Here is a 21,694-nt window from a genome sequence, read left to right as displayed (position 1 = left end):
GGCCCCGCCGTCCAGTTCGACAGCGCGAACGCACGCCTCTCACCTGCAACTTCCCACCCCTGCCCACGACTTGACCCTGCTGTCGGCCCCCTCCGCCGCTTTGCGCCCTCACAAGAAATTCCTGTCCGAATCATTGACGCTCCCTCAACCCCCTCGTACCTTTTGCCAGCAAGCGCTTTCTTGAAACGATTCATGCAGCGGTGGCGATGCCGCAAGGAGGGCCCGACTGTGGGAACCAACAGGAATGTTGAGAGGCGAACGATCCTGAAGGCGGCCGGGGCGACGGCGGCGACGCTGGGGCTCGCCGCGACGACCGGGTGCGGTGGGGGCAGTGGCAGTTCCGGAGACGGGACGGTGACACTGCGTTACGCGTGGTGGGGTGGCGAGCCGCGCACCATCGCCATCAAGAAGACGATCGCGCTCTTCGAGAAGAAGTACCCGAAGATCAAGATCAAGCCTGAATTCACCGACTACGAGGCGTTCTGGGAGAAGTTCCAGACCCAGGCCTCCGGTGGAAATCCGCCGGACGTTTTCCAGAATGCGGTCGGTTTCCTGCGCAAGTACGACAAGCGCGGCGTTCTCATGGATCTCAAGTCGCAGGCGGACGCCGGGAACCTGAGCCTGGACAACTTCCGCAACGGCGTTCTGGCGAACGGTCAGGTCGACGGCAAGCAGCTCGGCATTCCGGTCGGCGCCAACACCATGGCGCTCGTCATCGACCTCAACGCCTTCAAGAAGGCCGGCGTGGCGCCGAAGTTCGGCTGGACCTGGGACGAGTACTTCGACGCGCTCCAGACGATCCAGGACAAGCTGAAGATCGCCGGTGACACCGGTTACTTCAGAATCATGTACCTGTACGACCTGTACCTGCGTCAGAACGGCAAGGCGTTCTTCACCGACTCCGATCTCGGCTTCACCGAGGACGATCTGACGCAGTGGTGGGAGGACGGCTACAAGCGCGTGAAGTCCGGGCTCGTCGCCGACCCGAAGAAGATCGAGCAGGCCGCGCCCAAGTCGGGTCTCTCGGCCGGCCTCGCCGCGTCCGAGTTCACCTGGGACAACTTCTCCATCCGCTACGAGGGCGAGGGGGAGTCGGACTACGGGCTCGCCCCGATCCCCACCACCGACGGCAAGGACACCGGCCAGTACCTCGGCTCGCTGATGCTCAGTGGCTTCTCCGGGACCAAGCACCCCAAGGAAGTCGCCCAGTTCATCTCCTTCATGGTCCACGACCCCGAGGTCGGCAAGATCATGGGCTACGACCGCGGCATCCTCGCCACGACCGAGCAGTACGACGCGTTCACGCCCACCGACGAGAACAACAAGGGCGTCAAGGCGTACGAGGAGGAGGTCGCCAAGGCCGGTGTCCTCGGGAAGATCACCCCGCACCCGTCCGGCGTCGACGTCATCGAGGCGGCCTTCCTGCGCATCGGCGCCGAGGTCGCGCAGGGCAAGACCAAGCCGGCCGACGCCGCGAAGGCGCTGTTCAGCGAGGCCAAGGCCGCGTTCGCGGGCTGAGGGGACGTACCACCATGACGCTCGTCAAGGAAGCGCCCGCGCGTCCGGCCGGGAAGCGGTCCGCCGCTCCCGCCGCCGGGCGGCGCGGGCGGCGCCGCGAGAACCTCGCCGGCTATCTCTTCATGTCGCCGTGGATCGCGGGGTTCCTCCTGCTCACGGCGGGGCCGATGATCGCGTCGCTGTACTACGCGTTCACCAGCTACAACCTGTTCACGCCCCCCAAGTGGGTGGGGCTCGACAACTTCACGACGATGTTCCAGGACCCGCGCTGGCAGAAGTCGGTCGAGGTCACCCTGAAGTACGTCGTCGTGGCCACCCCGCTGAAACTGCTGCTCGCGCTCGGTGTCGCGCTGCTGCTCGCGCAGAAGCGGCGGGGGCAGGGCCTGTACCGGGCCGCGTTCTACATGCCCTCGCTCATCGGCGCCAGCGTCTCCGTCGGGTTCGTGTGGCGGGCGCTGTTCTCGGACGACGCGATCGTGGACCGTTCGCAGAAGATCTTCGGTCTCGACGTGGGGGGCTGGATCGGCAACCCGGACTACGTCCTCTACGCCCTGGTGGCCCTGAGCATCTGGCAGTTCGGCGCGCCGATGGTCATCTTCCTGGCGGGTCTCAAGCAGGTCCCGCAGGAGCTGTACGAGGCGGCCGAGATGGACGGGGCCGGTCCCTTCCGGCGGTTCTGGAACATCACACTGCCGATGATCTCCCCGGTGCTGTTCTTCAACGTGCTGCTGGAGTCCATCCACGCGTTCCAGGTGTTCGGCTCCGCGTACGTCGTCTCCGACACCCGGTGCGGGCCCGCCGACGCCACCCTCGTCTACACCTGTTACCTCTACCAGAAGGGCTTCAAGGAGGCCCAGATGGGCTTCGCCTCCGCGATGGCCTGGACGCTGGTGGTCGCGGTGGCGCTCGTCACGTCGGTCCTGTTCTGGTCGCAGAAGAAGTGGGTGCACTACGAGGAGGCCGCCAAGTGACCACAGCCACCACCCCTGTCGTGCGCACCGCGAACGAGCGGCGGCGGGCCGGCTCGATCGCCTGGCACGTGGGCGCGCTGGCCGTCCTCGCGGTCGTGCTGTATCCCGTGATCTGGGTGCTCGGCGCCTCGTTCAAGCCGAGCAAGGACATCATCGCCAGTGTCGACCTGCTGCCCGCCAAGCCGGTCTGGGCGAACTTCTCGGGCCTCGCCGACGGTATCTCCGGCATCTCCGTCAGCAGTTTCTTCGTGAACTCGCTGACGTACGCGGTCCTCGCGGTGGTCGGTGTGGTGCTGTCCAGCTCACTGACCGCGTACGCCTTCGCCAAGATCCGGTTCGCCGGGCGGAACCTGATGTTCACGCTGATGATCGGCACGCTGCTGCTGCCGTACCACGTCCTGCTGATCCCGCAGTACGTGCTGTTCCGCAAGCTGGAGCTCATCGACACGCTGGTGCCGCTCGTGGCGGGCAAGTTCCTGGCCGTGGAGGCGTTCTTCGTCTTCCTGATGGTGCAGTTCATGCGCGGGCTGCCGCGCGAGCTCGACGAGGCCGCCAGGCTGGACGGCTGCGGGCACCTGAGGACCTACTGGTCCATCGTCCTGCCGCTGTGCCGCCCCGCCCTCATCACCAGCGCCATCTTCACCTTCATCAACGCGTGGAACGACTTCATGGGGCCGTTGATCTACCTCAACACCCCGTCCAAGTACACCGTTTCACTCGGCCTCATGATGTTCCGCGACCAGGAGGGCATCTCCAACTACGGCAGCATGATCGCGATGTCGCTGGTGGCGCTGGTGCCGGTCATCGCCTTCTTCATGGCCTTCCAGCGCTACCTCATCGACGGTATGGCGACGTCCGGACTGAAGTGAGGCGATTCCCATGGCCCAAGCGCGTGTGAAGGCCCGCAGAGCGTCCTTCCTCGGGGGCGAGCGGTTCGCCGTCTTCGCCGAGTGCCTGCTCACCGGGGTGTGGATCGCGGTGGCCTCGCTCGGGGTCGTCACGTATCCCGCCGCCTTCGCCGCCGGCGCACGGCACCTCCGGCGTCGTATCGGCCACGAGGGCAGCGGCTTGCGGGAGTTCGTCGAGGACTTCCGTGCGGCAGTCCGCGGCGGTTGGGTCGTCGGGCTCCTCGGCCTGGCGGCGGCCGGCGCGGTCTGGGTGGACGTCCTGGCCGTGCGGGCCGGGCTTCCCGGCGGGCCGTTCGTCGGAGCCGTCGGCATCCTCGCCCTGCTCGGACTGGTCGTGGCCCTGCTGCGGGCAGGGGCCGTCTGGACGCCGGGCGCGCCCTGGCGGGCGCTGCTCGGGGACGCCGGACGCCGGACCGTGCTCGATCCGGCCGGTTCCTTCCTGATCGTCGGCGGGCTGGGCGTCGTAGCCGTGTCCGCGTGGTTCGTCGTGCCGCTCTCGGTCCCCGTCCTGGGGGTGGTCGCCGCGGCGGCCGTCGCCGTCGAGGAGCGCCCCCGGCACCGCTGACCGGCGGTGCCCCCTCTTCAGGCCGGCGCCCGGAGCGGCGCCGCGCCTCCCTCTGTCGCGCCTCCCTCTGTCATGCCCCTGACCAGTCAGACTCGGAAAGGAAAGGCCATGTCTCCCATCCCCCGCAGGTCCCTCCTCAAGGCGGCGGCCGTCGCCGGCGCCGCCGCCCAGTTCTCCTGGGCGCTCGGGACCAGGGACGCCGAGGCCGCGCCCGCAGCCGCGGCGGCCGACGCGGATCCGGTGACCCTGGACTGGCTGGAGGACGGCGGTCTCGGCGCCGCCCCCGGCTCCACGCTCGGCGTGCCCTGGCCGATGGGCGCCTTCCAGGACGACCAGACCTTCGCGCTGACGGACGCCGACGGCAAGGACGTGCCCGTCCAGTCCTGGCCGATCGCGTACTGGCCGGACGGCTCGCTGAAGTGGACCGCCCACGCCGTGAGCCAGGGCTCCGGCAAGCTCACCCTCGCCGCCGGCACCCCCGCCGCCCCCGGCAAGAAGGTCACCGTCGACAAGAGCGGCGGCACGATCGACGTCTCCACCGGGGTCATCACGGTGCGGATCGGCAAGGACGGCGCCTCCCTCATCAAGTCCGTCAAGCGCGGCTCCACCGAGATCGCCAAGAACGGCCGGCTGGTCCTGATCCGTCAGCCCGAGATCGAGGACGAGGACCAGGGCACGGTCAAGACGGAGCGCTTCGAGGGCGCCATCGGCGACGTCACCGTCGAGCAGGAGGGCCCGGTCCGCGCGGTCGTCCGCATCGACGGCAAGCACCGCAAGGGCAGCCGCAGCTGGCTGCCGTTCTCCATCCGCCTGTACTTCTACGCGGGCGCCGACTCCTTCCGCATGGTCCACACGATCACGTACGACGGCACCCAGGAACCCGGCAAGGCCTCCGGCGACTTCATCCGCGGGCTCGGGGTCCGCTTCACCGTGCCGATGCGCGACGAGTCGTACGACCGCCACATCCGCATCGGCGGCGAGGGCACCGGCCTGCTCAGGGAGGCGGTCAAGGGCATCACGGGTCTGCGCCGCGACCCGGGCGCGGCGGTGCAGGCCGCCCAGTACTCGGGGGAGAAGCTGCCCGACCCCGCCACCTGGGACCAGCGCGTCACCACCCGGCTGCAGTACATCCCCGAGTGGGGCGACTACACCCTCTCCCAGCTCTCGGCCGACGGCTTCACCCTGCGCAAGCGCACCAAGAAGGGGCACGGCTGGATCGGCGCGGGCGGCGGCAGGCGGGCCTCCGGCTTCGGGTACGTCGGCGGGGCGAGCGGCGGATTCTCCTTCGGACTCCGGGACTTCTGGGAGCGGCACCCCTCCCAGCTCGACATCCGCGACGCGCAGACCGACGAGGCCGAGGTCACCCTCTGGCTCTGGTCGCCCGAGGCGCAGCCCATGGACCTGCGCTTCTACCACGACGGCATGGGCCAGGACACCTACCCCGAGCAGCTCGAAGGCCTCAACATCACCTACGAGGACTACGAGCCGGAATTCGGCACCCCCTACGGGATCGCCCGTACCTCCGAACTGCTGTTCTGGGCCAACGAGTCGACGCCGGCACCCGCGAAACTCGCCGAACAGGTCGAGGCCGTACGGGTGCTTCCGCAGCTCGCCGCCCCGCCCAAGCAGCTCATCAAGGCGAAGGTCTTCGGCCCCGGCCTGTACTCCGAGCCCGACCGCTCCACCCCCGCCAAGGCGAAGATCGAGGACCACCTCGACTTCCTCTTCACCTACTACAAGGGCCAGGTGGAGCAGCGCCGCTGGTACGGCTTCTGGGACTACGGCGACATCATGCACACCTACGACACGGTCCGGCACCAGTGGCGCTACGACATCGGCGGCTACGCCTGGGACAACTCCGAACTGTCCCCGGACCTCTGGCTCTGGCTCGCGTATCTGCGCTCCGGCCGCGCGGACATCTTCCGCTTCGCCGAGGCGATGACCCGCCACACCGGCGAGGTGGACGTCTACCACATCGGCCAGTGGGCGGGCCTGGGCACCCGGCACGGCGTCCAGCACTACGCCGACAGCGCCAAGCAGCAGCGCATCGCCAACACCACCTACCGCCGCTACTACTACTTCCTCACCGCGGACGAACGCGTCGGCGACCTCATGCACGCGAACGTCGACTCCGACGAGACGTTCCTCGCCCTGGACCCGCTGCGCAAGATCCGCACCGAGCCGTACACACCCGACCGGCACGCCCTGTCGATCGGCTTCGGCACCGACTGGAGCGGTCTGGTCTCGGCCTGGCTCACCGAGTGGGAGCGCAAGGGCCCCAAGTGGGAGAAGGCCAAGGCGCGCGTGCTGTCGACGATGGAGACGATCGCCGCCCAGCCCAACGGCTTCGTCCAGGGCAGCGGCCTGTACGACCTCGACACCGGGAAGTTCGCCGTGGCCGCCACCCCGGTCGTCGGCGTCTCCCACCTGTCCGCCGTCTTCGGCCTCAACGAACTGTGCGCGGAGCTCATCCACCTGGTCGACATGCCGGCCTTCAACGCGGCCTACTTCGACTACTGCCGCTACTTCAACGCCACCAAGGCCGAGCAGGCGGCGCGCTACGGCTCCAACTTCGGCACCCTGCTGCTGTTCCAGGGCCACTCCCGCCTCGACGCGTACGCCGCCGTGCAGACCGGCGACGAGACGCTCGCCAAGCGGGCGTGGACCAAGTTCTACAGCTCCGACGGCTACACCGAGTCCTCGCCCTGGAAGACGGAGCCGGTGAGCGGCCCCGCCGCCCTGGTCGCGGGCAGCGAGGCCGCCTGGGTGTCCACCAACGACACCGCCCTCTACGGCCTCGCCGCCATCGAGAACCTGGCCCTCCTCGGCGACAAGATGCCGTAACGGGAGACCGGACGAGTGGACCCCGCGACGCCGGCCGTGCGGGTCCGCTCGCCACTCCCTAGTCGATGATCTGGTTGAAGAACAGGACGGCCGGGGCGACCACCCCGCCGCCGACGCTCACCGCGACGGGCCACGCGTTGCCGGCCAGCGCCGCCAGAACCGTGGCACCGATGCCGACCAGGGCTGCCAGCAGGAAGACGATGGCGGCCCGCTGACTGAGGAGCGTCCCTTCCTGGCCCGGCCGCCGACGGTTGGGCTGTGCCACCTCGTTACTCCTTACCCGATGCCGTGCGCGGGCTCGTGCGCCCGTTCCCGCCGGACCACTCCGTGGCCGCCCAGGTCCGGCACGGGGACGTTCCACGGGTCCTGCGCGGGCCGCAGCAGTTCGAAGGCGATACGGCCGTCACCGCTCGTGCGGACGCCGTGCACGGCGGGCTCGGCCAGGGAGTTGTACTGGAAGTGCGTCGAGAAGTAGTAGGCGCCGGTGTCCGGGACGGTGACGAGGTCGCCGGGTTCGAGCAGCGGCAGCGCACGGTCACGTGCCAGCAGGTCACCGGCGAAGCAGGCGGGGCCCGCGATGTCCTGGCGGACCGGTCCGCCCCGCTTCACCGTGCCACTGCCGTCGTGCGCCTCGATCCGCAGCGGCCAGGCGTCGGGATGGAACACGGTCCGGGTGGCCACCTGCACACCGGCGTGGGTGACCGCGATCGGCCGGCCGCCCATGCTCTTCGTGTACTCCACGTACGCGGCGATGAAACCGTTCTTGGCGAGGACGGAGCGCCCGAACTCGGTGACGATCTCGTACCCGCCGGAGAACAGCGCGGGCGCGTGGGCGCGCAGCCGGCCGACGTAGGTGTCGAAGGTCGGCGTGGTCTCGTCGTCGGCGAAGTTGACGGGCAGTCCGCCCCCGATGTCGATGCCGACGACCTGACGCCGCCCGACGGTGGCGTTGACCTCCTCGGCGAACGCCACGGCCTCGGCGACCCCGCGCGCCATGAGGTCCAGCGGGCAGCCCTGGGAACCGGTGTGCGTGTGCACCCAGGTGAGCCACGGCCGGTCGCGGTAAGCGCGCAGCAACTCCCGTCGGCTGCCCGGGTCGGCCAGCGGGACGCCGAACTTGGAGGTGCTCGTGGCCGTGCTCATCGCGGCGATGGCACCACCACCGAGCTGGGAGTTGACCCGCACACCGATTCTCGACAGCGGGGCGCGGTCGCCGAGTGCCCGGTCGATCCTGGCGAGTTCCTGGTAGTTGTCCGCGTTGACGGTCACCCCCAGGTCCAGGGCACGACGGAGTTCGGCCTGCGTCTTGGCCGGCGAGTCGAAGACGATCCGGTCCGGTGCGAAGCCGGCGGCCACCGCGCGGGCCAGCTCACCCGCGGTGGCGACCTCGCAGCCCATGCCGAGCCGCCGTAGCTCCGCCAGCACCGGCACCAGGCTGTTGGCCTTGGCGGCGAACGCGTGCAGCACGCGCGGCGAGGAGGGAAAGGCGCGGTGCAGGGACTCGACCGTCGCGGCGACGCCGTCCAGGTCGACGAAGGCGGCCAGCAGCGAGTGCTCGGGGTCCAGCAGTCCCTGCCGCACCGCCTCCTGCAGGATCCGCTCGCGCCGCTCGGCGGCGGGGGTCATTCCGGTCATGGTGAGCCGTCCAGGTGGTCAGCGCAGCGCCCGGGACCTTCCCGGGGCGGAGTACCAGGCTGCTGTCCGCACCGGGAGGGCGTCTTCGTCGAGTCGGCAAAGCCGTGGGCCCCTCCCACGGCGGTCAGGGGCAAACAACGGCCCCGCCGGGCCGTGCCGTTGTGCGCTCCGACGAAGAAGCGGCCCTTCCATGGTGACGGCGCACAAGCGGCCCACAAGCGGGGGCGAGGCGCCGACGAGCGGCCGGAAGAGCGGTCGACGCCCCGGTCGCTCAGTGCGCGCCGTCGCCCTGGTCGCTCAGGCGTAACTGCAACTGGGCCAGCAGTCGGGCGTCCGGGCTCTCCAGATCCAGCTCCGACACCTGGGTGATGCGCCGCAGCCGGTAGCGCAGGCTGTTGGAATGCACGCCCAGCGCGCGGGAGGCGGCCGACACGTCGCCGAAATGGTCGAGGTAGGCGCGCAGGGTCTCCACCAGGCAACTGCCGCTGTGCTCCGCGTCGAACGCCCTCAGTCGGGCCACCGAGGTCTGCGGCGGCAGCGCCACCGCGCGTAGGGCGCCGACGACCTGCAGGATGCCGACCGTGTCCGCGACGTCGGCTGTCCGGGCCACGGTGCGCGACCCCGCGGCCTCGGTGAGCGCCCTGAGGGCGACCTCGGCCGACCGGCGCGACTCGGGCGCCCGTGCCAGTCCGGGGGCGACATCGCCGAGACCGACCTTCACCGGCCTGCCCAGGGTGGCCGACAGCTGCTTCGCCAGCGATTCCCCCAGCCGCGTCACCTGGCCCTCGGCCCTCGCGGGGTCGCGGTCCAGCGTGCTCAGCAGCACCAGGATCCGGCCGCCCGCCGGGACGACCACCGTGCGATGGCCGTAGGCGGCACAGTGCAGGGTCAGCAGCCCGTGCAGTCCTGACGGACCGTCGTCCCCGTGTTCCGCGGTCCCGGTAGCGACCGCCAGCACGGCACACGGCTCCCTCGGCGGCAGCGACGCCCGTTCCGCGAGCACCTCGACGGATCCGCGGTCCTCCAGCAGCGCGCGGGCCGCGTCCTCGACGAGGCGGTCGTCCGAACTGTGGGTGCGGTGGTGCAGCAGGTGGGCGGCGGCCGTCCGGACCGCCGCGCGCAGGGCCTCGGAGGCGTTGGGTGCCAACGGCCGTCCGGCCACCGCGGCCACCCAGATCGACCCGAGCGCCTCCCCGCCCGCCCGTACCGCGCCCACCAGACGCTCAGGGTCCTGCCCGCGCGCCGGCCGGTGCAGTACGTCGTCCCCGGCCCACAGCGCCTGGAAGAACCCGGCCTCCCGCATGGCGGCCACCCGCCACGGCGGGACCCGGCGGCCGAGGATGGTCAGCCGGCGCTGCTCGTCCACGTCCTCCTCGGTCGAGGAGTGGGCGAGCACCCGGGACTCCGTGTCCTCGATGGTCACCGCGCCGCCCACCAGGGCCGCCACCGCGTCGGCCAGCGAGTTGAGGTCCCCCAGCCGCGGCCCGCCGAGCCCGGCCGCCGGCAGTACGCCCGCCGAGGCGAGCCCCGCCCGCAGCACACCGACCAGATGCGCCCAGGTGCACCAGGCGGTACGGAAGAGCAGCGCCGTACCGCCCTCCTCGGCGGCCGCCTGAAGGGCACCCGCGGCAGGCTCGGGCCGGCCCGGTCCGAACACCACGCCCGCCGCACCCGACTCGCCGGCCCGGCGTACGACGTCGACCGCCTGGGGCGAGCGCGGATCGACGCCCACGGCGAGCAGCAGCTCCCGGGGCCTGATCACGGGCTCCAGGAGGTCCAGCACGTTCACGCCGGTGACCGTGGTCCCCAGCCCGGCGGGCGCCGAGTGCAACTCCACGACGCCCACGCCCACGACGGAGAGCAGCCGCTCCAGCGACACCCGCGTCTCGCCGCTCGCCTCCCAGCCGGCTGATCCCCCCAGGTCCGTCACGCAGCCCCCAGTCGTGCACACGCCACCCACCGCGGGCGGCCGATCCGGAAAACGTACGACATCACCGTCACGGCCCGCAGTCGATGCCGAGCAAAACAGCTCGCCCCAGGGCTAGTTCATCCTTTCCAGTACGTCCCGCACGCGACGGACGTCCCGCAGGCGCTGCTCGTACGTCGCCCCGAGGGTGAGCAGCAGGAGCCCCGCGAGCGCCGGCGGTACCCAGCGGGGGAGCGCGTCGGCGACCTGGACCAGGTAGGGGGCCAGCTCGTGCACCGTGTCCAGGACCAGTGCCGAGCCGCCCAGCACCAGCGGAGCCCGTAGCCGGTGCCGGGCGCCCAGCAGGGTGACCAGCAGCGCGGCCGCGCCCAGGAGCAGCGGACGGGTCCACTCCGGGTCGCCCCAGGCGGCGACGAGGCTCGGCGCGAGTGTGGCGGCGAGCCCGGGGCCGTACGCCGTCCAGGACGAGGCCTGCGGGTCGCGGCGGCGCCGCAGCGCGCCGACGAGCAGGGCCGGGACGGTCACCGGCAGCGTGTACGCCTCCGGGGTGGTGACGTCCCAGGCGGCGAGCCGGACCCAGGTGGCCAGCAGGAACAGGGCGGCGGCCGCGTATCCGACCGGCCGGCGACCGGCGCGGACCGCCGTGCCCGCCGTGATCACACCGCACAGAGCCAGCACCAGGGCCAGCATCGGCGGATCGGTGACCGCCAGGGCCACGGCGAGCAGCCCGGCGGCGGCCCCCGTCGCCTCCACCGGCACGGTCGCCGGGGAGTCGCCGAGGCGCGCGGCGAGCCCGGCCGCGACACCGGGGACCACCAGGACCAGCAGGGCGGTGTACTGCGGCTGCCAGCCGGCCGCCGCGCCGGTCGCGCAGGCCAGTGCGGCCGCGTACACGAGGGCGGCGGGGACGGTGAAAGGAGCCGCGCGTGGCCGTCGCGAGGCCGCGGCGAACAGGACGGCCAGGGCGGACAGCACGGTCAGGGTGGCCGCCTGCGAGGCCAGGGACACGAAGGCGAGGTTCAGGGAACCGACCAGCGAGAGCAGGGTGGTCGTGACCGACCGTGAACCGAACGCGGCAGCCGCCGTGGCGGCTCCCAGCATCAACAGGCCTGCGACATAGGGGAGTTCCAGCACCGAGGGAAGCGCGACCGCCGTCACCCAGGCCAGGACCAGCGCGCCGGTCAGGGCCCTCGGCCGCCAGGTCGCGTTGCGGACCACCAGGGCGAGCACACCGGCGGCGGCCGTGAGGACGACCAGCGCCTGGACCGGGTGAGGCGGCCACGGGGTGTGCACGGTCACCGCGGCGCGGGCGTCCGACGGCGCACCCGACCAGGGGTGCTCGATCCAGCCGACCGGACCCAGCAGCGCGACGACCACCAACGGCACCGTCCAGAGCAGCGCCAACGCCTGCACCGCGCCGCAGGCCCGGGCGAGGCCGCGCCGCAGGGGCTCGGGCAGGGGATCCCGCAGCGCCGCCAACAGCGCCACGCCGCAGGCCAGATGAGCGGGCACCGCCCAGCCGTCGGGCAGCGTCACACGCAGGACACCGCCGGACGCCGCCACCAGCAGTACACCGCCCGCGAGCGCGTGGCCCGTCGCGGCGCGCGCCCCGGCGAGCCGCCACGCGGCGACCAGAGCCGTCACCGCCGCGAGGACCAGGAGCGCCGCCGCACGGGCGGCCGCGCTCGGACCGGCCGCCGTCCAGGACAGCCAGCCGGCCGCCGACGCGCCCCCACCGCCCATGCCGTACGCCCCGACGGCCGCGGTGACGCGCACGGACCTGGCGGTCGTCGCACGCGCGAGCGCCACAGCGGTGTCGAACCCGGCCGTCACCACAAGGGCGGCCGCCACGCCGTACGCCCCCGAGGAGGACGCGATCGCCCAGAGCGGGAGCGGCAGTTGGGCCGCCACCAGGGCGAAGGGCAGAGGGAACCGGAGCCCTGCCGGACGGGGTCGCGCGGTGGGTTCCGCCGCGGACCGTGGGACCGAGACCGCTACCGCGCCGAGCCCGAGCCCGTACCCGGTCCACAGCAGCGCCAGCACCGCCGACGCGTACGCCGCGTAGCCCGTACCGTCGGTGTCCGTGAGCGCGGCCTCGTGCAGGGCATAGGCGTCCAGCACCGTCAGCGCGATCCCGAGACCCGCCACCGACTCGGCGGTCGACCGCAGCCCGCCCCGCAGCAGCGGCACCGGCGCGGCGAGCGCGACCGCCGTGACCGTGCCGAGCACCAGGGCGCGACCGGCGATGCCCAGGTGCCCCCAGCTGACCAGGGTGAAGGCCATCGCGGCGATGGTGAGCAGGACGCCGCCGAGCAGGAGCAGCACGTTCTGCACACGCGGGGCGGCGGTCTCGGGACCGGGCCCGGTGGCTGCCGGCCGGGGGACCACAGCCGGCCGTGCCTGCTGGAGGTGCGCGACCAGCCAGGCGCGGCGGGCCAGCAACTGGGCCCGGCGGGCGTCCAGTTGCCACAGCTCGGCATCGACGAGCCGCAGCTCGTCGGCCGGAGGCGGAAGGTGCGTCATGCCTCGGAGTGTGTCCCGGGTCACGCCACCCGGCATGGGCGCACGTACTCAGAACGTACTCAGATACCCGCCCGGGTACGGGCAGACTCTGTCCATGGACTGGACGCACTACCGCTTCCGCAGCCTGTGGACCCTGCCCGCACCCCCCGCCGTCGTGTACGACGCGCTGGAGCGAGCGGAGGACTATCCCCGCTGGTGGCGCCAGGTCCGCGAGGTGACCCGGCTCGACGACACCACCGGGGTCATCCGCATCCGCTCGCTCCTGCCGTACGACATCACCTTCACCGCGCGCGAGACGCGCCGCGATCCGGCGGCGGGCGTTCTGGAGATCGCGATGTCCGGCGACATCGAAGGCTGGGCGCGCTGGACGCTCACCGCCGACGGCCCCGGCACCCTCGCCCGCTACGACCAGGTGGTCGAGGTGCACAAGCCGCTGCTCAGGCGGTTCGCCGTACCCGGGCGCCCGCTGTTCCGGGCCAATCACCGGCTGATGATGCGGGCCGGCCGGCGCGGACTGGCCGCCCGGCTGGAAGCGGTTTGAACGAAGCGTGCGGGGACCTGTATTGTTCAGTGCGTTCCCGGGCGATTAGCTCAGTGGGAGAGCGCTTCGTTCACACCGAAGAGGTCACTGGTTCGAACCCAGTATCGCCCACCGGGAAAGAACCGGTCCGTATCACACGGACCGGTTCTTTTGTGTACCGGCACGTGCCTTGCCACCCAGCTGGTGTTCGGCGGAGCGGCGACGGTCGGGCAGTCAGCGTCGCTCCGGTCTGTACGGGGGGATCGGTGCCTTGGGCTGCATGGCCGGCGTCGTCGTCACCGTGGCCACCCACACACCGTCCCCGGGCGGTGACTCCGGCGGAGGCTCCTGGTGAGCCGACCGCCGGCCGCGCGCAGGCGCCTAGGCCGCCGCCGGCAGTTCCGGGCGTACCGGCCACGACGTGTCCACCGTCTCCGGGTTGCCGCTGCGGGCGAACCACGCCTGCAGCCCGCGCGCCTGCGCCGCGAACCACGTCATCTGGAGCGCGTGCAGCTCGGCGGGCGAGAGCCGCTCCAGCCGCGCCGAGAAGCGCCGGCCCACGGCCCGTACGACCTCGAGCGCGGCCAGCGCGTCCGCCGCCGCGTCATGCGCGTCGGCCAGGGACACCTCGTAGTGCGCGCACAGGTCGGTGAGCGTGCGCCGCCCCTTGCGGTAGCGGTCCAGGTGTTTGTCCAGGACCCGGGGGTCCAGCACCCGCAGCGGCGCCGGCTCCAGCCAGTGCCCCAGCGACGAGGCCCGGTGCCGCCGTAGCTCGCGGTCCAGCAGGGTCAGATCGAACGGCGCGTTCATCACGACCAACGGCCGTCCCGCCGCCGCCTGTTCGGCGAGCAGCTCGGCTATCTCGAACATCACCGGCGCCGGCCAGCGGCCGTTGCGCTGGAGATGGTCGTCCGTCAGCCCGTGCACCGCCGTAGCCTCGGCGGGCACCGGCACGCCCGGGTTCACCAGCCAGCGGCTCACCCGCGGCCGTACCCCCGGGGCGTCCTGGACGACGAGGGCGGCCGACACTATCCGGTCGGCCTCCACGTCGACGCCCGTCGTCTCCGTGTCGAAAGCGGCCAGCGGGCCCTCGTACCAGTACGACATACCAACACAACCCCTCGTTCACCCACGGCAGCTGACGCACCGTCTTCTGCCTGTTTGGTGATACCCGGGCTGTTTGCGCCGTACGCCGGAAGGACACAACAGGAGTACGGGTCTTTGCAGTTCAGCGGCCCGCGGCGGGATTCACTCGGTATTCCATTCGATTTCACTCGGCCCGATTCCGGGCATCTCACTTGTCGTGGAAGGCAGTTGGTCATGGCGATAGCGCAGCCCGAGCGGGGCGGGCTGCTGCCCGAGCAGACGGGCCCCCATCGCGGCACACTCGCCACCACCGCCTGCATGGAGACACTGCAGGTCGGCTACTTGCACGCGGTCGCGGCGGCCGCCGGCTGCTCGCTGTCCCAGCCGTTCCCGGACAACGGCATCGACTGGCACGTCAGTCACAGCGCGCCCGGGCACACCGTGGACGACGAGGTCACCATCAAGGTGCAGCTCAAGGCCACCTACCAGATCCCGCCCGGTCCACCGGGCCGGTTCTTCTCCTTCACCCTCGACAACGACCACCTGCGCAAGCTCGCCCGCACCCCGGTGTCGGTGCACAAGATCCTCGTCGTGATGATCGTCCCCCGCTCGCAGGACCAGTGGCTGCGCGCCGGACACGACCGCCTCGACCTGCGGCACTGCTGCTACTGGGTCAATCTCGCCGGCCACCCGATCACCGGGCGGACCCGGACCACCGTGCGGATACCGACCTCACGCATCTTCGACGACCGGGCCCTGTGCGAGATCATGACGCGGGTCGGGACGGGAGGCAGACCATGACCCACCGGCCCCACGACGAGCCACTGAGGGCGGTACGGCCGCACCCCGAGCTCTGCTGGGACCGGGCCCCCGAGCCCGGAGAGGTCGACCCGGCCGTCCTCGGCGCCCTGCTGCGCCGGCACGGCTGGCAGCGGCGGGGCGGCGCCGCCGGACGCTACGGCCGCTGGACCCCACCCGGGCCCGGCGCGGGCGGCACGAGCCTGCTCGTGCCCGAGAGCCGGGCCTTCCCCGACAGCGACGACCTGCTCGGCGAGGCGCTCCAGGCGCTCGCCCGCAGCGGCACGCCCTCCGCGCGCGAGGTGCTCGTCGGGCTCGCCGTGCCCAGCGACGAGATCCGCTGGTGGCGCGACACCCCCGAAGGACCCGCGGGCGCCGCGCCCTGGACCGTCGAGGAGCAACTGCGCGGCGCCGCCCGCCAGATGCTCCTCGCCGGCGCGCTCGCCACCCGCGCGCGGGCCGGCTACTACGGCGCCCGGCACCGCAGGGCCGCCTCCGCGCTCCTGGACCAGGTACTGGTCGGCTCCGGGGCCGGTGGCCGCCGGCTGACCGCCTTCGTGCCGGCCGACCCGGTCCGCCCCCTCGCCGTCCGCCTCCACCAGGCCCTCTACGCGGTCCGCGAGGCCATCGACTACCAGCGGGCCACCGGCGGCATGGACGCCTTCGACGGCGCCGTGGAGGCCGGCGCCAGCCGCGAGCTCACCGACGCGCTGATCACCCTGGTCCGCGGCACCGAGGGCGCCCGCGTCGCCGTGGAGTGGGCCCCCGCCGCCGGGGTGCCCGAGGACTGCGCCGCCACCAACGAGCCCATCGAGTTCTCGCCCGGCGACCTGCCCGCGCTGCGCGAGGCCGGCGCCCGCTATCTGCGCGAGGAACCCGCCGTGGCCGTGCGGATCACCGGCACCGTCGTCCGGCTGCGCAGGTCGGGGCCGCGCGGCGAGGGCAGCGTACGGCTGCGGGTGCTCGCCGGCGCCGAGATCCCGAACGTCCGGCTCACCCTCGACGAGGAGGACTACCGCATCGCCGGGCAGGCCCACCTCGTCGGGCTGCCGGTGCGGGTGCAGGGGCGGCTGGAGAGCAGGGGCGGCTTCCGCAGGCTCACCGGCGCCTGCGGGGTCGTACCGGTCCAGGTCGACGACGCCGAGCGGGACCGCCTGATGAAGTCCCTCCAGGAACATCTCGACTTCTTCGAGGAGGCCTGCGGCGGGGAGTACGACGGGGACTGATTTCGCGGTCGGCGGGTGCGGGTCGGTACGATCCCACTCATGCGCGCGCTCCCGGTATGGCGCCGCACCCCACCTGCAGTCAGGAGAGACCGGTGTCAGACGTCCGTGTGATCATCCAACGCGATTCCGAGCGGGAAGAGCGCACGGTGACGACGGGCACTACGGCCGCCGACCTCTTCGCCGGCGAGCGTTCCGTCATCGCCGCGCGCGTGGGCGGCGAGCTCAAGGACCTGTCGTACGTGCTCTCCGAGGGCGAGGAGGTCGAGGGCGTGGAGATCGCCTCCGAGGACGGCCTCAACATCCTGCGCCACTCCACCGCGCATGTGATGGCCCAGGCCGTGCAGGAGATCTTCCCCGAGGCCAAGCTGGGCATCGGCCCGCCGGTCAAGGACGGCTTCTACTACGACTTCGACGTCGAGAAGCCGTTCACGCCCGAGGATCTCAAGGCCATCGAGAAGAAGATGCAGGAGATCCAGCGGCGCGGGCAGCGCTTCGCCCGCCGTGTCGTCACCGACGAGGCCGCCCGCGAGGAGCTCGCCGACGAGCCGTACAAGCTGGAGCTGATCGGCCTCAAGGGCTCCGCGTCCTCCGACGACGGCGCGGACGTCGAGGTCGGCGCCGGCGAGCTGACGATCTACGACAACCTCGACGCCAAGACCGGCGAGCTGTGCTGGAAGGACCTCTGCCGCGGTCCCCACCTGCCCTCCACCCGCCTCATCCCGGCGTTCAAGCTGATGCGCAACGCGGCCGCCTACTGGCGCGGCAGCGAGAAGAACCCCATGCTCCAGCGCATCTACGGCACCGCCTGGCCGTCCAAGGACGAGCTGAAGGCGTACCTCGACTTCCTCGCCGAGGCCGAGAAGCGCGACCACCGCAAGCTGGGCGCCGAGCTCGACCTGTTCTCCATCCCCGAGCAGATCGGCTCCGGCCTCGCCGTCTTCCACCCGAAGGGCGGCATCATCCGCCGGGTCATGGAGGACTACTCGCGCCGCCGGCACGAGGAGGAGGGCTACGAGTTCGTCTACACCCCGCACGCGACGAAGGGGAAGCTCTTCGAGACGTCCGGGCACCTGGACTGGTACGCCGACGGCATGTACCCGCCCATGCAGCTCGACGAGGGCGTGGACTACTACCTCAAGCCCATGAACTGCCCGATGCACAACCTGATCTTCGACGCGCGAGGCCGCTCCTACCGCGAACTGCCGCTGCGCCTGTTCGAGTTCGGGACCGTGTACCGGTACGAGAAGTCGGGCGTGGTGCACGGCCTCACACGCGCGCGTGGCTTCACCCAGGACGACGCGCACATCTACTGCACCCGTGAGCAGATGTCGGAGGAGCTCGACAAGACGCTCACCTTCGTCCTCGGCCTGCTGCGCGACTACGGCCTGACCGACTTCTACCTGGAGCTCTCCACCAAGGACCCGGAGAAGTTCGTCGGCTCCGACGAGGTCTGGGAGGAGGCCACCGAGACCCTCCGCCAGGTCGCCGAGAAGCAGGGTCTGCCCCTGGTCCCCGACCCGGGCGGCGCCGCCTTCTACGGCCCGAAGATCTCCGTGCAGACCAAGGACGCCATCGGCCGCACCTGGCAGATGTCGACCATCCAGCTCGACTTCAACCTGCCCGAGCGCTTCGACCTGGAGTACACCGGCACCGACGGCGCCAAGCAGCGTCCGGTGATGATCCACCGCGCCCTGTTCGGCTCCATCGAGCGGTTCTTCGCGGTGCTCCTGGAGCACTACGCGGGCGCCTTCCCGGCCTGGCTGGCCCCGGTCCAGGCGATCGGCATCCCGATCGGCGACGGACACGTGGAGTACCTGGAGAAGTTCGCCGCGGCGGCTCGCAAGCAGGGGCTCCGCGTCGAGGTCGACTCCTCCTCCGACCGGATGCAGAAGAAGATCCGCAACGCCCAGAAGCAGAAGGTGCCCTTCATGGTCATCGCGGGCGACGAGGACATGTCGAACGGCTCGGTGTCCTTCCGCTACCGCGACGGCTCCCAGGAGAACGGCATCCCGTTCGAGGAGGCCATCGCGAAGATCGCGAAGGTCGTCGAGGAGCGGACGCAGGTCTGATCCGGCCGTACGCGGGCCCCCGGGGAGTTCAGCTCCCCGGGGGCCCGTCGCCGTCCTGGCGGTCGCTCTCCAGCGAGAACACCTGGACCAGCCACGACGAGAACGAGCCCGTCACCGCGCCCAGCAGCGCAAGACCGCACGCCATCAGGCCCACCGCGATCGTCCGGCCGCCGGTCGTCACCGGGACGACATCGCCGTAGCCGACCGTGGTGAGCGTGGCGCACGCCCACCACAGCGCGTCCCCGAAGCTGTGCATCTCGGTGCCCGGCGCGTCCCGTTCCCGGTCGTAGACGGCGAGTGAGCACGCGAAACCGAGCAGGACCGTCGTCAGCCCGGCATAGGTGATCACGCGCGCGTACAGCGACAGCCGGGGTTCCCCGCGCCGGTGCTGGACGGCCTCGTACACCTTGACCACCCGCAGCGGGCGCAGCAGGGGCAGCAGCGCGACCACGGTGTCCAGCTTGTGCGTGGGGGCGAAGCGCAGCCCCTGACCGCTGAGCCGCCAGCGAACCCCGTAGTCGGCGGCGAACAGCGCCCAGGTCAAGGACAGCACCGCCGTGCACAGGTCCCGCCAGGCGTCCGGCAGACCCTGGGCGAGGACCAGGATCGCGTACATGGCGAGGAACAACAGCGACGCGAAGGCGAGGGGGAGCTCGGTGCGCTGCTCCCAGCGGGCCTGACGGCTGACTTCGTCCATCGGGCCAGCTTGGCCTGCCGGGCTTTTCCCCCAACCCCGGCGACACGCCGCGAACGGGCGAAGCCATATGCTGCCTTGCATGACGAGTGAGCCGGAGCAGCAGATCGGAGTGGGGACGCAGGACGCGTTCCAGCGCCTGTGGACGCCCCACCGGATGGCCTACATCCAGGGCGAGAACAAGCCGACCGGCCCGGGGGCCGACGACGGCTGCCCGTTCTGCTCGATCCCGGCGAAGTCCGACGAGGACGGGCTGATCGTCAAACGGGGCGAGCACGTGTACGCGGTGCTCAACCTCTACCCGTACAACGGCGGCCACCTGATGACCGTGCCCTACCGCCATGTCGCCGACTACACCGAGCTGACCGGTCCCGAGACCGTCGAGCTGGCCGAGCTGACCAAGCAGGCGATGACGGCCCTGCGCACCGCGTCCGGCGCGCACGGCTTCAACATCGGCATGAACCAGGGCACCGTGGCGGGCGCGGGCATCGCCGCCCATCTCCACCAGCATCTCGTGCCCCGCTGGGGCGGGGACACGAACTTCATGCCGGTGGTCGGCCACACGCGCGTGCTGCCGCAGCTGCTGGCGGACACCCGGAAGATGCTGGCGGAGGCCTGGCCGGCGTGAGTGTCGGCCTGTCCGGCGTTTCCGGGGGCGCAGCCCCGAGGGCCGGCCGCAGAGATCGCCCGCACGGCTCGGCCCGACCGCCGGAGGCCTACGCGTCGTAGGTGTCGGCCTTGCGGGGCGACACCTCCTGCACACCGCCGCTCATGACCGACGAGCGCGAGCTGAACTTCTCCAGGTCCACGTCGTGCTCCTTGAGGACCCTGAACGCGGCCCGGTGCACCGCGCGCAGCACCGGCGTGGCCGTGCGCAGCGCGTCGTCGGCCATGAAGCGGTGCCGCCAGGGCTGGTCCGCCCAGGCGTGCCGCAGACCGAACGGCTCGGGCAGCCCGATGGACCCGCCGAGCCATTTCAGCAGCGGCGGATACCAGCTGATCGTGGCCCGCGCGGCGAGCCGGACCACCTCGTCGGTGGTGACCAGCGGCAGCTTGATCGTCCGCGTCTCCCAGAAGCGGACGGTCTTGGCGACCTCCTTGGTGGGGGCCTCCGGCTTGCTGCCGAACAGACCGTTGACCGGGCCCAGCGCATGGCCGGTGACCTCGATGCGCAGGGTCTCCTTGAGCACGGTCACCGTGACCATCATCGTGAGGATCAGGTCGCCGTTGTACAGGTGCGGCCACTGCACACCCAGGTAGTGCCGGTCACCGCCGTCGAACTGGTTGGCGTTGCAGATGTCCTCCACGGCCCGCGGCTTGACCTGGTACGCCTCGACGTCGGTCCCCTCGGGCCGGGTGACCGCCTTGGCGCCCTCGCCGACGTGCGTGACGATCCAGTGCCGCACCTGCGGCTCGGGGAAGCCGCCGGTCTTCAGCCGCTGGCGGTGCAGCACGGTCAGTTCCTCGTGGATGGCCCGTACGACCGTCCAGCTGCGGAACTCGTGGACGCCCTTCACGGGGTCGACCGGCGTCAGCTCCTCCGCCAGGGACCACGCGCCCCAGCGGGTGCCCATGCCGAGTATGCCCTTGGGACCGGCGTAGAAGACCGAGTTGGACTGCTGCTCGGCACTGAGCCGGGCCAGGGACTGGCGCAGCTGCTCGGCCGCGGCCTGGTCGGGGCTGGTCGGAACCGCCTCGGGGACCTTCGCGCCGATGCTGCCGCCGGACAGCAGCCCGTCCCAGCGCTCGCGCAGGTCCTTCGCGGTGCGCTCGCAGACCCGCTTGGCCAGGAACCAGCCGGCCACCGGGGCCACGATGCACCCGCGCGCGTACCACCCCGCGACGCCGGTGAACGGCATCCGGACCAGGAAGATCACGGCGAGGGCGGCGACCGCGACGAGCAGACCGGTGCCGAGGCCGGAGATCCGCTTGTTGTCGGTCCTGCCCATGGTCGCCCGGAGCTGGAAGACGAGCAGCCAGACCAGCAGCCCGGGCAGGAAGAGCACCCCGCACAGCAGCATGATGCCGGTCAGCGTGATGTCGCGCTGCCGGCGGATACGGGTGGCCGCGAGGCAGTGCTCGACGACGACCTGGGGCTCGCTGCCGAAGGACTGGATGAGCGGCTTGCGGCCGACGCCCAGCATGCGGTCGATCACCGCCTGGGAGTACGCCTCACCGAAGTTGGGCCGGAAGATCTTCGCCCACTTGCGGCCCTCGTTGACCGTCGACTGGTGCCATTCGTTGTCGGCCTTCTTGATCTCCTCCATCGGGGTGTCCCGGTACGCCGCCGAGGCGAGCGCGAACGTCGGGCCCTGCCCCGCTCCGCCCGTCCGGGGCACCTGTGGCCCGAAGAAGTCCTCCACGGTCATTCCCGCCCCCACTCGCCGCGATCCCGCTCCTGCGGCCTTCC

Annotated in this window: 17 protein-coding genes and 1 tRNA gene; 11 read left to right on the top strand and 7 right to left on the bottom strand. The window is 71.4% G+C overall.

The window, feature by feature from the left end:
* Positions 1-228 precede the first annotated feature (228 nt).
* The 5 genes from ABZ464_RS11825 (at position 229) to ABZ464_RS11805 (ending at position 6,806) form a co-directional block, all read left to right on the top strand.
* Positions 229-1,518 (top strand): extracellular solute-binding protein, encoded by a 1,290-nt coding sequence (locus tag ABZ464_RS11825; protein ID WP_359274553.1) that lies wholly within the window; start codon positions 229-231, stop codon positions 1,516-1,518.
* Between the two features lie 14 nt (positions 1,519-1,532).
* Positions 1,533-2,489 (top strand): sugar ABC transporter permease, encoded by a 957-nt coding sequence (locus tag ABZ464_RS11820; protein WP_359274550.1) that lies wholly within the window; start codon positions 1,533-1,535, stop codon positions 2,487-2,489.
* A complete protein-coding gene (locus ABZ464_RS11815) occupies positions 2,486-3,358 on the top strand; it encodes a carbohydrate ABC transporter permease (RefSeq protein ID WP_359274547.1) in 873 nt (290 codons plus the stop codon). Before ABZ464_RS11820 ends, ABZ464_RS11815 begins: the two co-directional genes overlap by 4 nt.
* Before the next feature lie 10 nt (positions 3,359-3,368).
* Positions 3,369-3,962 carry a hypothetical protein gene (locus ABZ464_RS11810; protein WP_359274544.1) on the top strand — a complete coding sequence of 198 codons (594 nt, stop codon included), beginning with the start codon at positions 3,369-3,371 and terminating at the stop codon, positions 3,960-3,962.
* Positions 3,963-4,070: 108 nt separating this feature from the next.
* Complete coding sequence (locus ABZ464_RS11805) at positions 4,071-6,806, top strand: Tat pathway signal sequence domain protein (RefSeq protein ID WP_359274541.1); 2,736 nt, start codon at positions 4,071-4,073, stop codon at positions 6,804-6,806.
* 58 nt (positions 6,807-6,864) lie between these two features.
* Here the strand turns inward: ABZ464_RS11805 and ABZ464_RS11800 are convergent, their stop codons facing one another.
* The 4 genes from ABZ464_RS11800 to ABZ464_RS11785 all read right to left on the bottom strand — a co-directional run bounded on the left by ABZ464_RS11800 (position 6,865) and on the right by ABZ464_RS11785 (position 12,891).
* Positions 6,865-7,071 (bottom strand): hypothetical protein, encoded by a 207-nt coding sequence (locus ABZ464_RS11800; protein WP_359274538.1) that lies wholly within the window; start codon positions 7,069-7,071, stop codon positions 6,865-6,867.
* Positions 7,072-7,082: 11 nt separating this feature from the next.
* Complete coding sequence (locus ABZ464_RS11795) at positions 7,083-8,441, bottom strand: diaminopimelate decarboxylase (protein ID WP_359274535.1); 1,359 nt, start codon at positions 8,439-8,441, stop codon at positions 7,083-7,085.
* A 271-nt stretch (positions 8,442-8,712) separates the two neighbouring features.
* Positions 8,713-10,371 carry a helix-turn-helix domain-containing protein gene (locus ABZ464_RS11790; RefSeq protein ID WP_359274532.1) on the bottom strand — a complete coding sequence of 553 codons (1,659 nt, stop codon included), beginning with the start codon at positions 10,369-10,371 and terminating at the stop codon, positions 8,713-8,715.
* Between the two features lie 111 nt (positions 10,372-10,482).
* A complete protein-coding gene (locus ABZ464_RS11785) occupies positions 10,483-12,891 on the bottom strand; it encodes a hypothetical protein (protein ID WP_359274529.1) in 2,409 nt (802 codons plus the stop codon).
* A gap of 94 nt (positions 12,892-12,985) precedes the next feature.
* Here ABZ464_RS11785 and ABZ464_RS11780 point away from each other — a divergent pair, with 94 nt between their 5' ends.
* The gene (locus ABZ464_RS11780) at positions 12,986-13,432 is read left to right on the top strand and encodes an SRPBCC family protein (protein ID WP_359274526.1); all 447 of its coding nucleotides are present in this window, start codon (positions 12,986-12,988) and stop codon (positions 13,430-13,432) included.
* 39 nt (positions 13,433-13,471) lie between these two features.
* Positions 13,472-13,543 (top strand) — tRNA-Val (locus ABZ464_RS11775).
* A gap of 249 nt (positions 13,544-13,792) precedes the next feature.
* Here the strand turns inward: ABZ464_RS11775 and ABZ464_RS11770 are convergent.
* Positions 13,793-14,518 carry a 3'-5' exonuclease gene (locus ABZ464_RS11770; protein ID WP_359274523.1) on the bottom strand — a complete coding sequence of 242 codons (726 nt, stop codon included), beginning with the start codon at positions 14,516-14,518 and terminating at the stop codon, positions 13,793-13,795.
* A gap of 213 nt (positions 14,519-14,731) precedes the next feature.
* On the opposite strand from ABZ464_RS11770, the gene ABZ464_RS11765 reads away from it, so the two are divergent.
* From ABZ464_RS11765 to thrS, 3 genes are all read left to right on the top strand, one after another.
* The gene (locus ABZ464_RS11765) at positions 14,732-15,298 is read left to right on the top strand and encodes a DUF4365 domain-containing protein (protein ID WP_055633424.1); all 567 of its coding nucleotides are present in this window, start codon (positions 14,732-14,734) and stop codon (positions 15,296-15,298) included.
* Entirely contained in the window at positions 15,295-16,521 is a 1,227-nt protein-coding gene (locus ABZ464_RS11760) for a hypothetical protein (protein ID WP_359274520.1), read from the top strand. The genes ABZ464_RS11765 and ABZ464_RS11760 overlap by 4 nt, the downstream gene beginning before the upstream one ends.
* A gap of 92 nt (positions 16,522-16,613) precedes the next feature.
* Complete coding sequence (gene thrS / locus ABZ464_RS11755) at positions 16,614-18,590, top strand: threonine--tRNA ligase (protein WP_359274517.1); 1,977 nt, start codon at positions 16,614-16,616, stop codon at positions 18,588-18,590.
* A 28-nt stretch (positions 18,591-18,618) separates the two neighbouring features.
* Here the strand turns inward: thrS and ABZ464_RS11750 are convergent, their stop codons facing one another.
* Complete coding sequence (locus ABZ464_RS11750; RefSeq protein WP_359274513.1) at positions 18,619-19,287, bottom strand: potassium channel family protein; 669 nt, start codon at positions 19,285-19,287, stop codon at positions 18,619-18,621.
* 67 nt (positions 19,288-19,354) lie between these two features.
* Here ABZ464_RS11750 and ABZ464_RS11745 point away from each other — a divergent pair, with 67 nt between their 5' ends.
* Positions 19,355-19,912 (top strand): HIT domain-containing protein, encoded by a 558-nt coding sequence (locus ABZ464_RS11745; RefSeq protein WP_358994800.1) that lies wholly within the window; start codon positions 19,355-19,357, stop codon positions 19,910-19,912.
* An 88-nt stretch (positions 19,913-20,000) separates the two neighbouring features.
* Here ABZ464_RS11745 and ABZ464_RS11740 read toward each other — a convergent pair whose 3' ends face one another.
* Positions 20,001-21,653: a hypothetical protein gene (locus tag ABZ464_RS11740; RefSeq protein WP_359274510.1), complete on the bottom strand. Its 1,653-nt coding sequence runs from the start codon at positions 21,651-21,653 to the stop codon at positions 20,001-20,003.
* Between the last annotated feature and the right edge of the window lie 41 nt (positions 21,654-21,694).

Origin of the sequence: Streptomyces sp. NPDC005820 (assembly GCF_040630255.1) — a bacterium.
GTDB lineage: Bacteria > Actinomycetota > Actinomycetes > Streptomycetales > Streptomycetaceae > Streptomyces.
This window is presented reverse-complemented; position numbering and strand designations above follow the sequence as displayed.